17 protein-coding genes are annotated in these 19,993 nt (G+C 67.0%); 8 read left to right on the forward strand and 9 right to left on the reverse strand.

Annotated features, from left to right (window positions below):
* Positions 1 to 6: 6 nt before the first annotated feature.
* Complete coding sequence (locus K2Y03_RS01725; RefSeq protein WP_294087753.1) at positions 7 to 2,280, forward strand: ATP-dependent helicase; 2,274 nt, start codon at positions 7 to 9, stop codon at positions 2,278 to 2,280.
* Here K2Y03_RS01725 and K2Y03_RS01730 read toward each other — a convergent pair.
* A complete protein-coding gene (locus K2Y03_RS01730; protein WP_294087754.1) occupies positions 2,277 to 2,615 on the reverse strand; it encodes a hypothetical protein in 339 nt (112 codons plus the stop codon). The two genes, K2Y03_RS01725 and K2Y03_RS01730, sit on opposite strands and share 4 nt — an antisense overlap.
* A 94-nt stretch (positions 2,616 to 2,709) precedes the next feature.
* Here K2Y03_RS01730 and hpnI point away from each other — a divergent pair, with 94 nt between their 5' ends.
* Both hpnI and hpnK read left to right on the forward strand, forming a co-directional pair.
* Positions 2,710 to 3,843, forward strand: coding sequence for a bacteriohopanetetrol glucosamine biosynthesis glycosyltransferase HpnI (hpnI, locus tag K2Y03_RS01735; RefSeq protein ID WP_294087755.1), 1,134 nt, complete (start codon positions 2,710 to 2,712; stop codon positions 3,841 to 3,843).
* Positions 3,840 to 4,673, forward strand: coding sequence for a hopanoid biosynthesis-associated protein HpnK (hpnK, locus tag K2Y03_RS01740; RefSeq protein WP_294087756.1), 834 nt, complete (start codon positions 3,840 to 3,842; stop codon positions 4,671 to 4,673). The genes hpnI and hpnK overlap by 4 nt, the downstream gene beginning before the upstream one ends.
* Positions 4,674 to 4,807: 134 nt before the next feature.
* On the opposite strand, the gene K2Y03_RS01745 is transcribed toward hpnK, so the two are convergent.
* A complete protein-coding gene (locus tag K2Y03_RS01745; protein WP_294087757.1) occupies positions 4,808 to 6,505 on the reverse strand; it encodes a DUF885 domain-containing protein in 1,698 nt (565 codons plus the stop codon).
* Between the two features lie 112 nt (positions 6,506 to 6,617).
* Here K2Y03_RS01745 and K2Y03_RS01750 point away from each other — a divergent pair, with 112 nt between their 5' ends.
* From K2Y03_RS01750 to K2Y03_RS01760, 3 genes are read left to right on the forward strand one after another with little or no spacing between them, the layout of a single operon-like run.
* On the forward strand, positions 6,618 to 7,880 hold the full coding sequence (locus K2Y03_RS01750; protein ID WP_294087758.1) for an MFS transporter: 1,263 nt from the start codon (positions 6,618 to 6,620) through the stop codon (positions 7,878 to 7,880).
* Between the two features lie 5 nt (positions 7,881 to 7,885).
* Positions 7,886 to 8,806: a cysteine synthase A gene (gene cysK, locus K2Y03_RS01755; protein ID WP_294087760.1), complete on the forward strand. Its 921-nt coding sequence runs from the start codon at positions 7,886 to 7,888 to the stop codon at positions 8,804 to 8,806.
* Positions 8,807 to 8,863: 57 nt separating this feature from the next.
* The gene (locus K2Y03_RS01760) at positions 8,864 to 10,153 is read left to right on the forward strand and encodes a cell wall hydrolase (RefSeq protein WP_294087761.1); all 1,290 of its coding nucleotides are present in this window, start codon (positions 8,864 to 8,866) and stop codon (positions 10,151 to 10,153) included.
* Positions 10,154 to 10,194: 41 nt separating this feature from the next.
* Here the strand turns inward: K2Y03_RS01760 and K2Y03_RS01765 are convergent, their stop codons facing one another.
* Genes K2Y03_RS01765 through hisI form a run of 4 tightly spaced genes read right to left on the reverse strand, consistent with a single transcriptional unit; the run spans position 10,195 to position 13,323 of the window.
* Positions 10,195 to 11,997, reverse strand: a complete 1,803-nt coding sequence (locus K2Y03_RS01765) for an acyl-CoA dehydrogenase C-terminal domain-containing protein (protein WP_294087762.1) — start codon at positions 11,995 to 11,997, stop codon at positions 10,195 to 10,197.
* Positions 11,998 to 12,001: 4 nt separating this feature from the next.
* The gene (locus K2Y03_RS01770; RefSeq protein WP_294087763.1) at positions 12,002 to 12,421 is read right to left on the reverse strand and encodes a MerR family DNA-binding transcriptional regulator; all 420 of its coding nucleotides are present in this window, start codon (positions 12,419 to 12,421) and stop codon (positions 12,002 to 12,004) included.
* Between the two features lie 51 nt (positions 12,422 to 12,472).
* Positions 12,473 to 12,973 carry a hypothetical protein gene (locus tag K2Y03_RS01775; RefSeq protein ID WP_294087764.1) on the reverse strand — a complete coding sequence of 167 codons (501 nt, stop codon included), beginning with the start codon at positions 12,971 to 12,973 and terminating at the stop codon, positions 12,473 to 12,475.
* Positions 12,970 to 13,323, reverse strand: a complete 354-nt coding sequence (hisI, locus tag K2Y03_RS01780; protein WP_294087765.1) for a phosphoribosyl-AMP cyclohydrolase — start codon at positions 13,321 to 13,323, stop codon at positions 12,970 to 12,972. The genes K2Y03_RS01775 and hisI overlap by 4 nt, the downstream gene beginning before the upstream one ends.
* Before the next feature lie 127 nt (positions 13,324 to 13,450).
* Here hisI and purF point away from each other — a divergent pair, with 127 nt between their 5' ends.
* Complete coding sequence (gene purF, locus K2Y03_RS01785; protein WP_294087766.1) at positions 13,451 to 14,911, forward strand: amidophosphoribosyltransferase; 1,461 nt, start codon at positions 13,451 to 13,453, stop codon at positions 14,909 to 14,911.
* Positions 14,912 to 14,935: 24 nt separating this feature from the next.
* A complete protein-coding gene (locus K2Y03_RS01790; RefSeq protein WP_294087767.1) occupies positions 14,936 to 15,649 on the forward strand; it encodes an SDR family NAD(P)-dependent oxidoreductase in 714 nt (237 codons plus the stop codon).
* Here K2Y03_RS01790 and K2Y03_RS01795 read toward each other — a convergent pair.
* From K2Y03_RS01795 to K2Y03_RS01805, 3 genes are read right to left on the reverse strand one after another with little or no spacing between them, the layout of a single operon-like run.
* Positions 15,646 to 17,025 carry a deoxyribodipyrimidine photo-lyase gene (locus K2Y03_RS01795; RefSeq protein WP_294087768.1) on the reverse strand — a complete coding sequence of 460 codons (1,380 nt, stop codon included), beginning with the start codon at positions 17,023 to 17,025 and terminating at the stop codon, positions 15,646 to 15,648. The two genes, K2Y03_RS01790 and K2Y03_RS01795, sit on opposite strands and share 4 nt — an antisense overlap.
* A 10-nt stretch (positions 17,026 to 17,035) precedes the next feature.
* A complete protein-coding gene (locus K2Y03_RS01800) occupies positions 17,036 to 18,070 on the reverse strand; it encodes a 2-oxoacid:ferredoxin oxidoreductase subunit beta (RefSeq protein ID WP_294087769.1) in 1,035 nt (344 codons plus the stop codon).
* 18 nt (positions 18,071 to 18,088) lie between these two features.
* Complete coding sequence (locus K2Y03_RS01805; protein ID WP_294087770.1) at positions 18,089 to 19,957, reverse strand: 2-oxoacid:acceptor oxidoreductase subunit alpha; 1,869 nt, start codon at positions 19,955 to 19,957, stop codon at positions 18,089 to 18,091.
* Positions 19,958 to 19,993 lie beyond the last annotated feature (36 nt).

Consider the following 19,993-nt stretch of genomic DNA (forward strand, 5'->3'; position numbering starts at 1 on the left):
TTCACCATGACTGCCGCCCCGCCCGCCCCGGCCGATGCGCCCTATCTCGCCAGGCTGAACCCCGAGCAGCGCGACGCGGTGCTGACCACCGACGGCCCGGTGCTGGTGCTGGCGGGGGCCGGCACGGGCAAGACCGCCGCGCTCACTGCCCGGCTGGCCCATCTGATCTACACCCGCAAGGCATGGCCAAGCGAGATCCTGGCGGTCACCTTCACCAACAAGGCCGCGCGCGAGATGCGCGAACGCGTCGGCCGGCTGGTGGGCGATGCGGTGGAGGGCATGCCGTGGCTGGGCACCTTTCACGCGATCGGCGCCAAGATGCTGCGCCGCCATGCCGAGCTGGTCGGGCTGCAGAGCAATTTCACCATCCTGGACACCGACGACCAGCTGCGCGTGCTGAAGCAGCTGATCATCGCGGCCGAGATTGACGAGAAACGCTGGCCCGCGCGCCAGCTGGCCGGGCTGATCGACGGGTGGAAGAACAAGGGCCTGTCCCCCGCCGATCTGGACGCGGGCGATGCCGAGGCCTTCGCCAATGGTCGCGGGCAACAGCTTTATGCCGATTATCAGGCGCGCCTGCTCGCGCTGAACGCCTGCGACTTTGGCGACCTGCTGCTGCACATGCTCGTCATCCTGCGGCGCGACCGCGACGTGCAGGCGCAGTATCAGGACCGGTTCCGCTACATCATGGTGGACGAGTATCAGGACACCAACACCGTCCAGTATCTCTGGCTGCGGCTGCTCGCCCAGTCGCGCCGCAACATCTGCTGCGTGGGTGATGACGACCAGTCCATCTATTCATGGCGCGGCGCGCAGGTAGAAAACATCCTGAAATTCGAGCGCGATTTTCCCGGCGCCAAGATCATCCGCCTGGAACAGAATTACCGCTCCACCCCGCATATTCTGGCCGCCGCGTCTGGCGTGATTGCGCATAATGCCGGCCGGCTGGGCAAGACGCTTTGGACGGCCGAGGGCAGCGGCGAAAAGCTGCGCGTGATCGGCGTGTGGGATGGCCCCGAAGAGGCGCGCCGCGTGGGTGAGGAGATCGAGGCGGCACAGCGATCAGGCGAGTCGCTCGACGACATCGCCATTCTCGTGCGCGCGCAGCACCAGACCCGCGAGTTCGAGGATCGCTTCATCGCAATCGGCCTCAACTACCGGATCACCGGCGGCATGCGCTTTTACGAGCGCGCCGAAATCCGCGACGCGCTCGCCTATCTGCGCATCGTGCATCAGAGCGCGGACGATCTGGCGTTCGAACGCATCGTCAACACCCCCAAGCGCGGGCTGGGCGACAAGGCGCTGGCGAAAATCCACCAGCTTGCCCGCGCGACCGGCATGCCGCTGACGGTCGCCGCCGCGCGCATTCTGGACAGCGACGAGCTGACCCCGCAGGCGCGACGGTCGCTGGGCAATTTCGTGGGCGATCTGGCGCGATGGCGAGCAATGGCGAGCGATATCGGCCATGTCGACCTCGCCCGCCAGATCCTGGACGAATCGGGCTATACCGCGATGCTGCAGGCGGAAAAATCGGTCGAGGCGGCCGGGCGGCTGGAGAATCTGAGCGAATTGCTTCGCGCGATGGAGGAATATGAAACGCTGGGCGCGTTCCTGGAGCATGTGTCGCTGGTGATGGACAATGACGCGGCACTGGGCGAGCCCAAGGTGACGATCATGACGATCCACGCGGCCAAGGGGCTGGAGTTCGGCACCGTGTTTCTGGCCGGGTGGGAGGAAGGCGTGTTCCCCTCGCAACGCGCGCTGGACGAGGGCGGCACGGCGAGCCTGGAGGAGGAACGCCGGCTGGCCTATGTTGCCATCACCCGCGCGCGGCGCCGCGCGGTGATCCTGCACGCGGCCAACCGCCGCATCTATGGCCAGTGGACATCGAGCATCCCCAGCCGCTTCGTCGGCGAGCTGCCCGCCGAGCATATCGATACCGAGACCACGATGATGGGCGGCGAGAGCCTGTGGCGCGCCAACTGGTCGGTCCATGCCGATCCCTTTGCCGACCGCGCACGCGGCGAGACGCGCGGGCCGGGCTGGCAGCGGGCCAGCACCAGCTTCGTGCGCGAACCACCGCGCATCCTGGAGGCGCGCGCGCTCGCAGTCAGCATCGGCAACAAGGGGCGCAGCGACCTGTCGGTCGGCATGCGCGTGTTCCACCAGAAATTCGGCTATGGCCTGATCGCCGAGATCGAGGGCAACAAGCTGGAGATCGATTTCGAGCAGGCCGGCCGCAAGCGCGTGATGGACAGTTTCGTGTCGCTGGCCGGTTAGGTGCGGTCCACCGCCAGCAAGGTGGTGCCCTGATAGCGTTCGGCCGCGGGGTCGAAACCCTCAACCGGATAAAAGGGCCGCTCGATCCGGGTGATCGCGCCGAGGCCCGACAGGCGATAGGTGCCGATCTTCAGCTCGCGCGGCGGCTTGCCGTCCCGGTCCAGCGCGACCGCGTCCAGGTGCAGCTCGTCATGGCGGGTGTAGAGGATGTGCGGCGCCATCGTCACCACGCCCCGGTTATAGGTCGCGGTGATGCAATGGCGCTTAACGATCGCCTCAAGGATGATCGGCACCGGGCCGGTGGGCACGCTGCTATTGGGGTCGTTGTCGCTCACAGGCCTTCATTAGCGTTGCGCCGCAGCGCGGCAAAGAGGGGGCATGCCCCTGCCCCGCTTTGACAGGAACGGCAAGCGCCGATAGCTGGACGGCGTGATTTGGGTCGGCATTTTTGCAAGCGCGCTGGCGCTGTTGGGCGCATGCCTGGTGCTGCTGGCGGCAGTGGCGGTGTGGCGCTTTGGGCGCAGCCTGTCGGAGCCGGTGGCAGCGCCGGCCGAAGCGGTGACGCTGCTGAAGCCGCTGCACGGCGACGAGCCGCGCCTGGTCGACAATCTGGCCACCTTCCTCGACCAGCAATGGGCAGCGCCCATCCAGCTGGTGGCAGGGGTGCAGCGCGCGGACGACCCCGCCATCGCCGCCGTCGCCAAATTGAAACAGGCGCGCCCCGATGCGGCGATCACGCTGGTTTCGAACGCCGCGCGGCACGGCGCCAATGCCAAGATCGGCAATCTGGTGAATATGAGTGTCGCCATCCGCCACCGGCTGGTGGTGCTGAGCGACAGCGACATGGTCGCGCCGCCGGATTATCTAACGCGCGTGGTGGCGGCGCTGGCCCGGCCGGGGGTGGGCGCGGTAAGCTGTACCTATGCCGGGCGCGGCGATGCCGGTTTCTGGTCGCGATTCGGCGCGGCGGGGCTCAGCTATCATTTCCTGCCCAGCGTGTTGCTGAGCGTCATGCTGGGTGCGGGCGATGCGTGCATGGGCTCGACCATCGCGATGCGGCGCGAGACGCTGGACCGGATCGGCGGGTTCGACCGGTTCGCCGACATTCTGGCCGATGATTATGCGATCGGCGCGGCCTTGCGCGAGGCGGGGATGACGATCGCGGTCGCGCCCGTCATCGTCACCCATGGCTCGATGGAGGCGAGCTTTGGCGAGCTGTGGCGGCACGAGCTGCGCTGGCTGGCGACGGTGCGCGACCTGAAACCGGCCGGTCATCTGGGCGCCACCCTGCTCCACCCGCTGCCGATGGCGCTGGTGGCGGCGGCGCTGGCGCCCGCGCCACTCGGCATCGGCGCGCTGGTTGCGGTGCTGGGCGCACGGCTGGCGAACGCGATGCTGGTCGACCGGGTCGTTGGCCGCTCGACCGCGCCGCTCTGGCTGCTGCCGGCGCGCGACCTGATGAGCTTTGCGGTGCATGTGACCAGCTTCTTCGTCCGCCGGGTGGACTGGCGCGGCGAGCGGCTGGCGATGCGTGAGGCCGGCCGGATCGAGGCGCAGGCGTGAAGCAGCTGATCGTCACCTCCGACGATTTCGGCGCGGCGTGGGAAGTCAACGAAGCCGTCGAGCGCGCGCACCGCGACGGCATCCTGACCTGTGCCAGCCTGATGGTGACGGGGGCGGCCGCCGTCGATGCCGTGGACCGTGCCCGCCGCCTGCCCGGCCTGGGCGTGGGGCTGCACCTGGTGCTGGTGGAGGGGCGCCCCGCGCTGCCGCCCGAGCGCGTGCCCGATCTGGTGACGGCGGACGGGCTGTTCCGCACCGACATGGCGAAAAGCGGCGCCGCGATGTTCTTCCTGCCGCATGTCCGCCGCCAGCTGCGCGCCGAGATTACCGCCCAGTTCGAGGCGTTCGCCCAGACCGGGCTGCCGCTGGACCATGTCAACGCGCACAAGCATTTCCACCTGCACCCGACCATTGCCGGCATGGTGATCAAGATCGGCCGGCATTTCGGGCTGAAGGCGATGCGCGCGCCGGTGGAACCGGTGGGCGTGCTGGCCCGGGTCGAACCGAGCCGGCACGACGCGGTGATGCGGCTGGCCGATGGCTGGGCGCGGCTGCTGCGCCGGCGCTTGCGGCGGCATGGCATCACCGTGCCCGATCAGGTGTTCGGCCTGACCTGGAGCGGCGCGATGACGGCCGAACGCCTGCGCGCGCTGATCCCCGCGCTGCCCGATGGCGTGACCGAAATCTATGCCCACCCGGCGATGACCGATGATCACCCGGGCCATTACCCCGGCTATCGCTATGCGGCCGAATTTGCCGCACTTGTCGATACCGGCGTGATCGCGGCTGCTCGGTCAGCCGCGCCCCTGGTGCGCTTCGCGGATCTCTAAACGCTGCCCTGAAAACCCTTGATCCCCGTTCGTGTCGAGCGAAGTCGAGACACGCATGTAAGGCGATAACGCGCCTCATCGCGTCCCTCGACTGGGCTCGGGACGAACGGGTTGAATCGGGACGCCCGCCCCGCTCACCCGAACGGCTTGGGCGTGGCCTCCTTCATCATTGCCTGGCGCACCAGCGGCACCGGCGGGCCGCCAAAGCCCAGGAAGCTGTCGTGAAACGATTTCCACGCCTTGTCCCCGCCGCGCGTCGCCGTCCAGTCTTGCCGCAGCTTCAGGATCATCAGCTTGCCGAGCGTGTAGTTGAGATAGCCGGGATCATAGGTGCCGCGCGCCGCCTGTTGCTTGGCGGTGCCTTCGTCCTGGAAGCATTGCTCACGGAACAGCTTTTCCATGTCGGCCTGGGTGCCGCCCATGCCGTGCAGGCGGATGGCGGAGATGAAGCGGCAGTCCCGCAGCAGGGCGTTGCTCAGCTGGCCGATATGCGTTTCCGGGTCGCCGTCGTTCAGCCCGGCGTCCCACATCATCTGCTCGGTATAATGCGCCCAGCCTTCGGCATAGGCATAGCCGACGAACAGCCGCCCCACGATCGACTTCACCCGGTTGGCGTGCAGGAACTGCAGGAAATGCCCGGGGAACACTTCGTGGACCGAGGTGAACAGCAGGTCGAGCTTGCCCGGAATGAAGCCCAGCTGCACCGGCTTTGGCCAGCTGGGGTCGGGCGGCGAGATGTAATAGACCGACGGAATGCCCTTATCGAACGGCCCGGGCGGATCGATATAGGCCGAATTCTGCCGGTTATAGGGCGGGCTTTCCTCCACCAGCGCCTGTTCGGTGCCGGGGATGGTGACCAGATCCTTGCGCTCGATGAACGCGCGCAGCATCGGCAGCTGGCGCCGCGCCTCCGCCACCGGGCCGCCCTCGGGCTTGTTCGCGTTCATCTTGGCGATGCATTCGGGCACGGTCTTGCCGGGTGCGAACTGGCCGCACGCGGCGCGCAGCTGGTCCTGATTTTTCTTCAGGTCCGCCTCGCCCAGCTTCAGCAGCTCGGGCAGGGGCATGTCGACCGCCTCGGTCGCGGCGAGCATCCGCTGGAAACGCTCGGCGCCCAGCGCGAAATCCTGCGTCGCGGTCGGCCACTGGCTTTCGATCCAGGCGGCAATGTCCGCCATTGCCTTGGCCGCATCGCCCGACACCTGCTTGAACTCGGCCTGGAGCGCAGCATCTTTCACATCGGCAAAGGCCTCGCGCGCGCCGCCGGCGTAGAATTCGGCAAAGCCCTTGAACGCATTGACGCCGTAAGTGACGAAGCTGGCCGGCAGCGGCGTCTTCAGATTGGCGCGGATATTCGCGGCGGCCGCCGGCACATTCTTGAAAAAAGCGATCATCGCCTTCATCCGCACCGCCTTGTCGGCATAGGGGCGCGCGATATAGACATTGGGGTCAAGCCCCGAGACATAATAGGCCGGGTTGCGGTGCGGCTGATCGGCATCCGTCAGCCAGAACAGCCGCCCTTCGGCGACCTTCACCAGATAGTCGCGCTCGAACGCGTCGTCGGCCGACAGCGTGGACTTGTCGAACTTGCGCGCCGCGGCGATCGTCTCGCGCAGGAAATCGGCCTGGCGCTTCAGCCCGGCCTCGCTCCAGTCCGGCATCTTGCCGTCAAATTCATGCTTGCCCTGATAGACGGCATAGGCCGGGTCGAGCGCGAACAGCTTGTCGATGAAGCCGTCGCGAAAGCCGGACCAGCTGGCCTGCGGCGCCGATCCACCGCCGCCGCACGCCGCCAGCGCCAGCAGCAGCGCGGCCGATATCCCCATGCGCATTCAGTCTCTCCCCGTCCTTGTTGGCACCATCACTAGCGCTGCGGGGCGGTCAAGAAAAGCTTGGCGCGACGGCGCTTGCCCCGGCCCCCATCCGCCGCCTAGAGCAGGCGCGATGAACGAGCAGCATCCTCTGCGCATCCATAATTACCGCGCCTATTGGATTGCCCGGTTCACCACCACGATTGCGGTCACCTCGCTCACGCTGGTGCTGGGCTGGCAGGTTTATGGCCTGGCGCGGCAGAGCATGGAAATCCATGACGCCGCCTTTCTGCTCGGCATGATCGGCGCGGTGCAGTTTTTGCCGCTGTTCGTGCTGACGCCCATTGTCGGCCTGGTCGCCGACAGTTTCGACCGCCGCTGGATCGCGCGGGGGACGACAACCCTGCTGATGGTGACGGCCGCCTTTCTCGCCTGGCTGAGCATGGCCGGCGCGATGAGCCTGACGGCGCTGTTCGGCGCGGCCATCGTGCTGGGGGTGACGCGGGCCTTTGCCGGCCCAGCCTATTCCGCGCTCGCCCCCAATCTGGTGCCGCGCGAAAGCCTGCCCACCGCAATCGCGCTCAGTTCGATCGCGTGGCAGGTCGGCACGATTGCGGGGCCGAGCCTCGGTGGCGCGCTGCTCGTGGTCAGCGCGCAGACCGCCTATGGCACGGCGGCCGCGCTGATGGCCGTGGCGCTGGTCGCGGTGTTCCTGATCGGGGCGGTGCCGCAGCCCCCTGCACAGGCAGACCGGCGGCCGCTCGCCCGCATTGCCGATGGCTTTGCCTATGTGCGCGGCAACCGGCTGGTGCTGGCAACGATCACGCTTGATCTGTTCGCGGTGCTGCTGGCGGGCGCGACGGCGCTGCTGCCGGTTTATGCGCGCGACATCCTGCATGTGGGGCCGACCGGTCTCGGGCTGCTGTCTTCGGGCATGGGCATCGGCGCGGCGGCAATGGCGCTGCTCTTCTCGGTAAGGCCGCTGCGCCATGATGTCGGCAACAAGATGCTGCTCTCGGTCATCATCTTCGGCGCGGCGATCCTGTGCTTCGGCCTGTCGCGCTCGCTGTGGCTGAGCGTTGGCGCGCTCATCGTGGCGGGGGCGGCGGATATGGTTTCGGTCTATATCCGCCAGTCGCTCATTCAGCTGCACACGCCGGACGCGATGCGCGGCCGTGTGGGCGCGGTGTCGCAGCTCACCATTTCGGCGTCGAACGAGCTGGGCGAGTTCGAGTCGGGCATTGCCGCCTGGCTGCTCGGCCCGGTGGGCGCGGTGGTGGCGGGTGGCGTCGCCGCGATTGCGATCACGCTGGCTTGGGCGCGCCTCTTTCCCGAGCTCAGGCTTGCAAAGACGTTCGATCCCCCCGAAAACCCCCAGACCCAGCCAGCGGAGTAGCCAGCATGAAGGCCCGGACCATCCTAGACACCATCGGCAACACCCCGCACATCCGCCTGCAGCGGCTGTTCGGCGACGCGGAAGTGTGGATCAAGTCCGAGCGCAGCAATCCCGGCGGCTCGATCAAGGACCGGATCGCGCTGTCGATGATCGAGGCGGCGGAGGCGAGCGGCGCGCTGCAACCCGGCGGCACCATCATCGAGCCGACCAGCGGCAATACCGGCGTCGGCCTGGCCATGGTGGCGGCCGTGAAGGGCTATAAGCTGGTGCTGGTGATGCCGGAGAGCATGTCGGTCGAGCGGCGCCGGCTGATGCTGGCCTATGGCGCGCGCTTCGACCTGACACCGCGCGAAAAGGGCATGAAGGGCGCGATCGAACGCGCGGTGCAGCTGGTCGCGCAGACGCCGGGCGCGTGGATGCCGCAGCAGTTCGAAAATCCTGCGAACATCGCTGTGCATGTGCGTACGACCGCTCAGGAAATTCTGGCGGACTTCGCCGATGCGCCGGTCGATGTAGTGGTCACCGGTGTCGGCACCGGCGGCCACATTACCGGCACGGCACAGGAGCTGAAACGGCATTGGCCTGCGCTCAAAGTCTATGCAGTGGAGCCCGAACTTTCGCCGGTGATTTCCGGCGGGCAGCCGGCGCCACACCCCATTCAGGGCATCGGCGCGGGCTTCATTCCCGCCAATCTGCACATGGACGTGATCGACGGCGTGATTCCCGTCGATGCGGGCCAGGCCAAGGAGATGGCCCGCCGCGCCGCGCGCGAAGAGGGCATGCTGGTGGGGATCAGCTCGGGCGCGACGCTGGCCGCAATCGCCGCCAAGCTTCCCGATCTGGCGTCGGGCAGCCGCGTGCTGGGCTTCAACTATGACACGGGCGAGCGCTATCTTTCGGTGCCCGACTTCCTGCCTGAGGCCTGAGGCGGGGCGTTTCCCCGGTCGCTTTGGCGCGTGAAATCGGTTAAGGGCCGCCGTCCCATGCTGATGTCCGCCTCTTCACCGCCGCCCCCCGAACCGGCCGCGCGACCGCCGCGCACGCTGGGCATGGTGCTGGCCGGCTGCGCGCTGGCAGCGGTCGCGGTGCCGGCGGCGCTGGTGACGATGGTGAAGCCAGTGCCGCAGAAAGCAGCTCCCGGCGCTGCCAATCGCCCCGCCGGCCAGCCCGACGCGCCGCCCAAGGTGGAACCCCTCACCTATCGCGCGCTCAGCCCCAATGATGCGGTGGCGTTCAACGCGAAAATCCCCTTCTCCACCGCGCCCAACCCGCCGGCGCGCCCCTTCCTGGGGCCGGAGCAGGGCGATTCGCTGGCCCGCGCGGTTGACTGCATGGCGGCGGCCGTCCTCTACGAAGCGGGTGACGATACCGTCGGGCAGCGGGCGGTGGCGCAGGTCGTCATCAACCGTGTGCGCCACCCCGCCTTCCCCAAATCGATCTGCGGCGTGGTGTTCGAAGGGGCGGAACGGCCCACCGGCTGCCAGTTCACCTTCACCTGCGATGGCGCGCTGCTGCGCCACCGGTTCAGCGATGCGGCATGGGCGCGCGCGCGGCTGGTGGCGGTGGCAGCACTTTCTGGCGCGGTGTTCAAGCCGGTCGGCCACGCCACGCATTATCACACCAACTGGGTGGTCCCCTACTGGAGCGGCACGCTCGACAAGATCACCGCGGTCGGCACGCATCTGTTCTTCCGCTGGAGCGGCTGGTGGGGCACGCCGCCCGCCTTCACCCGCCAGGTGAGCCGCGACGAGCCGGTGATTGCACAGCTTGCCGCGCTCTCACCCGCGCATCAGGCGCTGCCGGGCAGCGACCCCGCGCTTGCCGGCCTGCCGCTGCTGCCCGGCAACCAGCGCACCCCGGCGCCGCTTGCCGACCATCCGGACAATTTCATCGTCTCGCTCGGCAAGGATTACCCGGCCGAGGCGCTGCCGGCGCTGGCCATGGCCAGCTGCGGCGAGCGGGCCTATTGCAAGTTCATGAGCTGGGCCGACGGCAAACCCGCGCCCGACGGCCTGCCGCTTACCACCAGCGAGATTGGCCGGATGGCGTTCAGCTATCTGCGCGACAAGTCACGCGGGTTTGAGAAAGCCCTGTGGAACTGCCAATTCTATCAGCGGCCAGATCCGGGTCAGTGCATGAAGCTGCAGTTGCTGGCCGAACCGGTGACCGGGCTGATGGCCAAGCGACCCGAGCTGATCGGGCCGAAGCCCGAGCTGCTGGCCCCCAAGCCCGAACTGGTGCAGCCCGCCACCCCGGCCGCGCCGCACCCCTGAAGCAAAGGGGCGGCAGGACCAGCCCGCCACCCCGCTGAACCTCAGGCCGCCTCGAACATGCGCGGTTCGAGCGCCATCACCGCATCGCCGCCGCTTTCGATCTTGCGGCGCAGCGTCATCGTTTCGGGCAGGATGCGCTCGGCGAAATAGCGCGCAGTGGCGAGCTTCGCGTTCAGATAGTCGGCATCGCCCTCACCCGCAGCGAGCAGCGCATGGGCGGCGGTCTTCATCCGCAGCCACATCAGCCCCAGTGCGACCACACCCATCATGTGCATATAGGGGTGCGCGCCGGCGCCGACATGGTTGGGGTTCTGGAAGCCCTTCTGCATGAACCAGATCGTCGCCGCCTGCAGGTCGGCCAGTGCCGCCTCCAGCGCGGCGGCGAAATCGGCGGTGGCGGTATCGGCCTTGGCCGCTGCGATTTCCTCGCCCACGATCCGGAACAGCGTCTGCACCGCGCGGCCGCCATTCTGGGCGAGCTTGCGGCCGACCAGGTCCATCGCCTGAACGCCGTTGGTGCCTTCATAGATCATGGCGATGCGGGCATCGCGGACATATTGCTCCATGCCCCATTCGGCGATGTAGCCATGGCCGCCATAGACCTGCTGCGCGTTGGTGGCGATGTCATAGCCCTTGTCGGTGCCATAGCCCTTGATGACCGGGGTGAGCAGGCCGATCAGGTCGTCGGCGAGCTGGCGCTCCTCCTCGCTCGGCGCGAAATGGGTCAGGTCAACCTGCAGCGCGCCCCACAGGCACAGTGCGCGCAGCCCCTCGATCACGGCCTTCGCGTCCATCAGCATGCGGCGGACATCGGGGTGAACGAACAGCGAGTCGGCCTTTTCGCCCGGCTCGGCCGCGCCGGTCAGCGCGCGGCCCTGGCGGCGGTCCTGCGCATATTGCACGGCGTTCTGGAACGCGGTCTCTGCCACGCCCAGCCCCTGCAGCCCCACGCCCAGCCGCGCGGCATTCATCATGATGAACATCGCGGCCAGGCCCTTCATCTCCTCGCCGACCAGCCAGCCGGTCGCGCCGTCATAATTCATCACGCAGGTCGAATTGCCGTGAATGCCCATCTTGTGCTCGATCGAGCCGCACGACAGCGTGTTGCGCGCGCCCAGCGAGCCGTCGTCGTTGACCAGGAACTTGGGCACCACGAACAGCGAGATGCCCTTGGTCGAATCCGGTGCACCGGGCGTCTTTGCCAATACCAGATGGATGATGTTGTCGGTCAGGTCATGCTCGCCCGAGGAAATGAAGATCTTGGTGCCGGTGATCGACCAGCTGCCATCGGCATTGGGTTCGGCCTTGGTCTTGATCAGGCCCAGATCGGTGCCGCATTGCGGCTCGGTCAGGTTCATGGTGCCGCCCCATTCACCCGACACCATCTTGGGCACGTACTTCGCCTTCTGCTCGGCGCTGCCCTTCACCAGCAGCGCGGCAATCGCGCCATGGGTCAGCCCGGGATACATGGCAAAGGCCATGTTGGCCGAGATCATATACTCCTCGAACGCGGTGGAGACGACGTGCGGCATCGCCTGGCCGCCAAATTCCTCCGGCGCGGCGAGCGTCGACCAGCCGGATTCGACAAAGGCCTTGTACGCCTCCTTGAAGCCCTTGGGCGTGGTGACGCTGCCATCGGCGTGGCGCGTGCACCCTTCCTGATCGCCCGACTGGTTGATCGGGAACAGCACCTCGGCAACGAATTTGCCGCCTTCTTCCAGAATGGCGGTCACCACGTCCGGGGTCGCGTTCTGGAAGCCGGGCAGATTGGCGAAACGATCAAGCCCGACGACATGATCGAGCACGAAGCGCGTATCGCGGACCGGGGGCGTATATTTCGGCATGGGATCAATCCTTTGTCGGTTCGATGTAGGCGATGAAATCAGTCAGTTCGGCGATTGCTGCATCAATATCACGCTTCTGGCTTTCGAGCAGCGCGATCCTGTCCTGGCAGCGGGCAATGGTGGCGGAGCGTTGCGTGGCGCGGCCGTCGCCCAGGTCGTAAAGGTCGAGCAGCTCGCGGATCTCGGCCAGGCTGAAGCCCACCCGCTTGCCGCGCAGAATCCAGGCCAGCCGCGCGCGATCCCGGTGCGAATAGATGCGCACGGTGCCGCGCCGCTCCGGCGCGATCAGCCCTTCATCCTCGTAAAAGCGCAGCGCCCGGGCGGTAACGCCAAACTCCGCGCACAGGTCTGAAATCGAAAAAGCCTCACGCTCTGGGCATGGCGCGATCGGCGCATGGGCGGCGATGGCAGGCAGGGCGGGCATGGCCGCGCGATAGCTTACGTTTACGTTAGCGTCAAGCCGTGGGAGGCTCAATTACCCCGCCTGACAGAGCAGTTTACCTTTTGCATCGCGCAGCGACGCCGCCTCCGCCGCCGTATCGCTCTGCCGTTCGACATCGAGCGCGGCAATTGAGGCGCGGCGACTGCACAGCCGCTGGCAGGCATCCGGCACCTGCCCCGGAAAGACGATGCGGTCGCCCTCGAACCGGGCATCGACCGCGCAGCCCGGCGCTTCGTCAAAGCTGAAGCGCAGGGTTTCGCCCGAGCGGGTGAGCTTTGCCTGCCCGCTGCACGACTGGTTGTCGCCATAATCGATGGTGACACCGGCCGACCAAGCGGTGGCACTGGGCACGATGCACAGCTGGTCCGTGCCGCGGGAATAAAGTCCGGTAATGTCCACGCTTTTGGGATCGGCGATGACGCCGGCGGCAATCGCCGCGCTTTCCAGATCGTCGGTCGCGCGGCCGTTGTTGCTCTGCGTGCCCTGCCCCGAACAGCCGGCGAGCAGCACCAGCGCGAAGACGGCCGCCCTCAAACCCGCACCAGCTCGCCGTTTTCGATCCGGCGGTAGAAACAGCTTGCCGCGCCGGTGTGGCAGGCGGGGCCGGCCGGATCGCAGATCAGCCACAGCGCATCCTGATCGCAATCGACGCGGATTTCGGCGACGCGCAGCACATGGCCGGATGTCTCGCCCTTCTTCCACAAGCGCGCCCGGCTGCGCGACCAGAACACCGCCTCGCCCTGTCTCAGAGTCTCGGCCAGCGCCTCGGCATTCATGTGCGCGACCATCAGCAGCCTGCCGTCGCGATCGGTGGCAACGGCCGTTACCAGCCCGCTCGCGTCATAGCGGGGATCAAGGTCAAGGCCGGTTTCGCGCGGGTCCATGGCGCCCTTCTAGTCCGCCCGCAGGCTTTGCGCCAAGCCGCCACCCGAATTTGATGACAAACAGGCGACAAAGCCCCCGGCACCCCCTATATGCCCGGCCGACACAGGCGAACCCGGGCGGGAATCGATGCTGACGACCAATCCATTTGACGACGACAAGCTGCGCGAGGAGTGCGGCATTTTCGGCGTCTCCGGCGGGGATGAGGATGCCGCCGCGCTGGTGGCGCTGGGCCTGCACGCGCTCCAGCACCGCGGGCAGGAAGCGGCCGGCATCACCAGCTGGGATGGGCGGGAATTCCACACCCACCGCGCGATGGGCCATGTCGCCGGCAATTTCGACCGCGACGACGTGATCCGTGCGCTGCCCGGTGCGGCCGCCTGTGGCCATGTCCGCTATTCCACCACTGGCGAGACGGCGCTGCGCAATGTGCAGCCGCTTTATGCAGAGCTTGCCTCGGGCGGCTTTGCGATTGCGCATAATGGCAATATTTCCAATGCGATGCGGCTGCGGCGTGAACTGGTGCGGCGGGGCTCCATCTTCCAGTCGACCAGCGACACTGAAACCATCATCCATCTGGTCGCGACCAGCAATTACCGCACCTTGCTGGACAAGTTCATCGACGCGCTGAAGCAGGTCGAGGGCGCCTATTCGCTGATCGTGATGACGCCGGAAGGGATGATTGCCTGCCGCGATCCGCTCGGCATCCGCCCGCTGGTGATGGGGCGGCTGGCCGGCGCGATCATCTTCGCGTCGGAAACGGTGGCGCTCGACGTGGTCGGCGCCGACTTCGTCCGCGCGATTGAGCCGGGCGAGCTGGTGATCGTGCAGGGGCAGGAGCTGCGCTCGATCCATCCCTTTGCCCCGCAACGGGCGCGCCCCTGTATCTTCGAGCATGTCTATTTCTCGCGCCCCGATTCGATTGTCGACGGGTCGAGCGTCTATTCGGTGCGCAAAGCAATCGGTGCGCAGCTGGCGGTCGAAGCGCCGGTCGAGGCCGATCTGGTCATTCCCGTGCCCGATTCGGGCGTGCCGGCAGCCATCGGCTATGCCCAGCAATCGGGCATTCCGTTCGAACTGGGCATCATCCGCTCGCACTATATCGGCCGCACTTTCATCCAGCCGGGTGACAAGGTGCGCCATCTGGGCGTGAAGCTGAAGCACAATGCCAACCGCGCGCTGATCGCGGGCAAGCGCGTGGTGCTGATCGACGATTCGATCGTGCGCGGCACCACCTCGCTCAAGATCGTGACGATGATGCGCGAGGCGGGCGCCGCCGCCGTCCATATGCGCATTGCCAGCCCGCCGACGCGGCACAGCTGCTTCTATGGTGTCGATACGCCCGAGCGCGCGAAACTGCTCGCCGCCAAGCTCGACGTCGACGGCATGACCGACTTCATCCATGCCGACAGCCTGGCCTTCATTTCGATCGACGGGCTTTACAAGGCACTGGGCGAGCATGGCCGCAATGCCGGGGCACCCAGCCATTGCGACGCCTGCTTCACCGGCGACTATCCCACCCGCCTGACCGACCAGGACGAGGCGGAAACGGTTGACCAATTCGCCCTGCTCGCCGAACGCGTGACCTGAACCTTTCCAAGCGAGATATCTGACGTGACTGACAAAGCTTTGGCCGGCCGCCTTGCGCTGGTGACGGGGGCAAGCCGGGGAATCGGCGCGGAAACGGCCAAGGCGCTGGCCCGTGCCGGCGCCCATGTCGTGCTGACCGCGCGCACCGCCGGCGGGCTGGAAGAGGTGGAGGACGCGATCTTCGCCGAGGGTGGCGCGGCCACCATCGCGCCCGTCGATTTCAACGAGCCCGAGGCCGCGGCACGGCTGGCAACTGCACTTGCCAGCCGATGGGACAAGCTCGATATTCTGGTGCTGAACGCGGCGACTTTGGGCACGCTGGGCGCAGTGCCCGCCATCGACCCCAAGGAACTGGCGCGAGTGCTGACTCTGAACGTCAGCGCGCAGGCGGCGCTCATCGCGGCGTTCGACCCGATGCTGCGCCGCGCCGCCGCCGCCCGGGTGATCGGCCTCACCTCCAGCGTCGCGCGCAGCCCGCGTGCCTATTGGGGCGAATATGGCGCGTCAAAGGCCGCGTTCGAGGTGCTGCTGGCCGCCTATGGCCAGGAAATGGTGAACATCTCCAAGGTCCGCACCGCCATCATCGACCCCGGCGCCACCCGCACCAAGATGCGCGCGCGCGCCTATCCGGGTGAAGACCCCGCCTCGGTCAAGCCGCCCGAAGTCGTCGGCGCGCGCATCGCCCAGCTGCTGATCGAAGATTTCGAACCCGGCCATTTCGAGCGCGTCGAGGGTTAATCCCGCGCCGGCTGGATCGTGGCGAGCGCCGCCAGCGCCCGTGCCCGCGCGGCGCGATGCTCGATCAGCGGCGCCGGATAGTTACGCGGGCGCAGGCCGAAGCTTTCGGGGTCGTGGATCGCCGGCTGTGGCAGGTCGGCCAGTTCGGGCACCCAGCGGCGGATATAGCCGGCGGCATCGAATTTTTCGGACTGGCTGAGCGGCGCCATGATCCGCACGAACATGTTCGAATCAACGCCCGTGCCCGCCACCCATTGCCAGTTGACCGCGTTCGACGCGTAATCGGCATCGACCAGCGTATCCCAGAACCAGCTTTCACCCTGGCGCCAGTCGATCAGCAGATGCTTGATGAGAAAGCTCGCCGCGATCATCCGCACGCGGTTGTGCATCCACCCCGTCGCCCAGAGCTGTCGCATGCCGGCATCGACGATCGGATAGCCGGTTTCGCCCCGCTGCCAGGCCTTCAGATCGGCCTCGGCCGCAGCCCCCTCACGCCAGGGAAAGGCGTCGAACGCCGGCCGGGCGTTGCGCGCACCATAATCGGGGAATTGCAGGATGATATTCTGGGCATAATCGCGCCAGCCAAGCTCGCCCAGGAATTTGGCCACGCTGCCGCCCGCCGCCATCACCTGATGCCAGATGGTGGCCGGCGACACCTCGCCGAAATGGAGATGCGGGGACAGGAACGAGGTTGCATCGACCGAGGGATTGTTGCGCCCCTCGCCATAGCCTGCTGCCAGCGCGGCGAACGCATGCAGCCGGTCGCGCGCGCCGCCCTCGCCCGGCCGCCACATCGCCGCCATGCCGCCTGACCAGTCGGGCGCGCTCGGCCGCAGCTGCCAGCTGTCGAGCGGTTCGCTCTCGGGCCAGCGCGCGGGCGGCGGCAGCTGCTCGGGCGCCGCGCGGGGCCGGGCGGGCGGCATGCTGGCCAGCACCGCCCGCCAGAAGGGGGTGTAGATCTTGTACGGGCCGCCGCTGCCGCTGGTGATCGATCCCGGCGGGGCCAGATAATTGCCGTCATGGCAGACCAGGTCGAGCGCCTTTGCCACCGCCTTGTCGGCATTGCGCCACCATGGTTCGTAATGGCGGATGGCATGCACCCGGCGCGCGCCAAGCTCTGCAGCAAGCGCGGGGAGGACGACGTCGCACCGCCCCCGCCGCAGGATGAGGCGCGACCCCAGCGCGCGCAACGACGCATCAAGCGACGCCAGGCTGTGGTGCAGCCACCAGCGTGAGGCCGCGCCCATGCGGCGGTGCCGGGGCGTTTCATCGTCCAGGATATAGACCGGCACCACCTGCCCCTCGGCGGCCGCCGCGAGCAGTGCCGCCTGATCGCTGACCCGAAGGTCGCGACGGAACCAGACGATGCTGGTCATCGCCCGCGCGTCAGCCGTCGCGTGGCTGGTCCACCGTCCAGGTTTCGCCTTTGGCGACCAGCTTTTGCAGATCGGGCTTCTTGCCTTCGGCTGCGCTGCGGTTCTGGGCGATCACCGCTTCCTCGAAAGTCGGGCGGGGATCGTCGTACAAAATGCCCAGCGCCATCGGGAAGTCGCCAAAGGGCAGCTCGACCAGCATGTGCGCCACCGTGCGGTTGGTGACGTCATGCACGATGACGCCCGCCGCCTGCCAGTCCCCATCGGTCACATCGACGACGACCGGGGTCAGCGTGTTGTGATCGATGGCAATGCCCTTGGTACCACCGGCGAACAGCATCGGCTTGCCATGTTCCAGCCACAGCTGGTGGCCGGGTGCCTGATCCTTGGCGGTGAAAGCTGAGAAAACTTCGTCATTATAGACGATACAATTCTGGAAAATCTCCACAAAGGCTGCGCCCTTGTGCGCATAGGCGGCCTTCAGCACGGTCGGCAGGTTCTTGTGCACATCGATGCCGCGCGCGACGAACCGCGCGCCGGAGCCGAGCGCAAAGGCGCAGGGCTTGGCCGGCCGGTCGACCGAGCCATAGGGAGTCGAGGGGCTCTTCGTCCCCTCCCGGCTGGTGGGCGAATATTGCCCCTTGGTCAGGCCATAAATCTCGTTGTTGAACAGCAGGATCTGGCAGTTCAGGTTACGCCGGAGCAGGTGCATCGTGTGGTTGCCGCCGATTGACAGCGCATCGCCATCGCCGGTGATGATCCACACATCGAGTTCGGGATTGGCGAGCTTCACCCCCGTCGCCACCGCCGGCGCGCGGCCGTGGATGGTGTGGAAGCCATAGGTTTCCATATAATAAGGGAAGCGCGACGAGCAGCCGATGCCGCTGACGAACACGGTGTTTTCCGGCCGCGCGCCAATCTCGGGCATGGTGCGCTGCACTGCCTTCAGAATCGCATAGTCGCCGCAGCCGGGGCACCAGCGGACTTCCTGATCGGATTCCCAGTCCTTTATCGTCGTGGTCCGCGCGATGGGGGTCATGTCGTTCATGATTGTCTTCCTTGACGATCAGGCGAGCGCCGCGTCGATCGCGGCTTCGATTTCGGCAATGCGGAACGGCTGGCCGCTCACCTTGTTGAGCGGCTTGGCGTCGACCAGAAACTGGTCGCGCAGCACCGTCTTCAGCTGGCCGGTGTTCATTTCCGGCACGATGATCTTGTCATAGCGCTTGAGCAGGTCGCCCAGATTGGCGGGCATCGGCCAGATGTGGCGCAGATGGATATGCGCGACATCCTGCCCGCGCCGGCGCGCGCGGCGCACCGCCTGGTGGATGGGGCCGAAGGTCGATCCCCAGCCGACAATCGCCAGCTTGCCGCTGTCCTCGCCCAGCTCGACCTGCTGGTCGGGCACGCGCACGCCCAGCACCTTGCTCTGGCGCAGGTCGGTCATCGCCTGGTGATTGGCGGGCGAATAATCGATGTTGCCGGTGTCGACCGCCTTTTCGATGCCGCCGATGCGGTGGAGCAGCCCCGGCGTGCCCGGCTTCACCCAGGGTCGGGCGAGCTTTTCATCGCGGCCATAGGGTTTGAACCCGCCCTCGGGCGCGTGGTCCATGAACTCCACCGGGAAGGGGGCGTAGGCCGACATGTCGGGCACGCGCCACGGCTCGGCCGCATTGGCGATATAGCCGTCGGTCAGCAGGATGACCGGCGTCATATATTCCGTCGCGATCCGCACCGCCTCGATCGCGCAGTCGAACGCGTCGGCGGGGCTGCGCGCGGCGATCACCGGCATCGGCGCGTCGCCGTTGCGGCCATAGACCGCCTGATACAGGTCGGACTGTTCGGTCTTGGTGGGCAGGCCGGTTGACGGGCCGCCGCGCTGTGAATTGACGATGACCAGCGGCAGCTCGGTCATGATTGCCAGGCCCATCGCTTCGCCCTTCAGCGCGATGCCGGGGCCCGAGGACGACGTGACGCCCAGCTGCCCGGCGTAGGAAGCACCGATCGCGGCGCAGATCGCGGCAATCTCATCCTCGGCCTGGAAGGTGGTGACGCGATATTCCTTCAGCCGCGACAGATGGTGGAGGATGGCCGACGCCGGCGTGATCGGATAGCCGCCGAAGAACATGTCGAGCCCGGCGAGCTGCGCACCCGCGACCAGCCCCAGCGACACCGCCTCCGCACCCGTTACCGTGCGATAGAGCCCGGCTTCCGCCGGCGCCGGCGCGAGGTGATATTGCTTCATCGGGCCGGCGAGTTCGGCCGTCTCGCCATAGGCATGGCCGGCATTCAGCGCGGCAATGTTCGCATCGGCCAGCACCGGCTTCTTGGCGAATTTTTCCTTCAGCCAGTTGACCAGCGGCGCGCGATCACGGTCGAACATCCACAGCGCCAGCCCCAGCGTCCACATGTTCTTGCAGCGCAGCGCTTCCTTGTTGCCCAGGCCAAAGGGCTTCACCGCGTCGAGCGTCAGCTGCGAGATGTTGAGCGTCATCAGCTGCCAGTCGGCCAGGCTGCCGTCGGTCAGCGGGTTGGCGGCATATTTCGCCTTGGCCAGGTTGCGCTCGGTAAACTCGCCTTCATCGGCAATGATCAGGCCGCCGGCACGCAGCTGATCGACATTCACCTTCAGCGCCGCCGGGTTCATCGCCACCAGTACATCGGGCTGGTCGCCGGCGGTGTCGATCTCGGTCGAACCGAAATTGATCTGGAAGGCGGACACGCCGAACAGCGTGCCCTGCGGCGCGCGGATCTCGGCCGGAAAGTCCGGGAAGGTCGCCAGATCATTGCCCGACAGCGCCGTGGAAAGCGTGAACTGCCCCCCGGTCAGCTGCATCCCGTCGCCCGAATCCCCGGCAAAGCGCACCACCACCGAATCCGATGGCGGGGTTGCGGGCGTTTCGGGGGGAAGAAGATCGTGGGTGGCGGTTGCCATTGTCATGTTCCTGCAAACTTTGTCGCGCGCCCCTCT

The sequence above is a fragment of the Sphingomonas sp. genome (assembly GCF_019746015.1).
Classification (GTDB): Bacteria; Pseudomonadota; Alphaproteobacteria; order Sphingomonadales; family Sphingomonadaceae; genus Sphingomonas.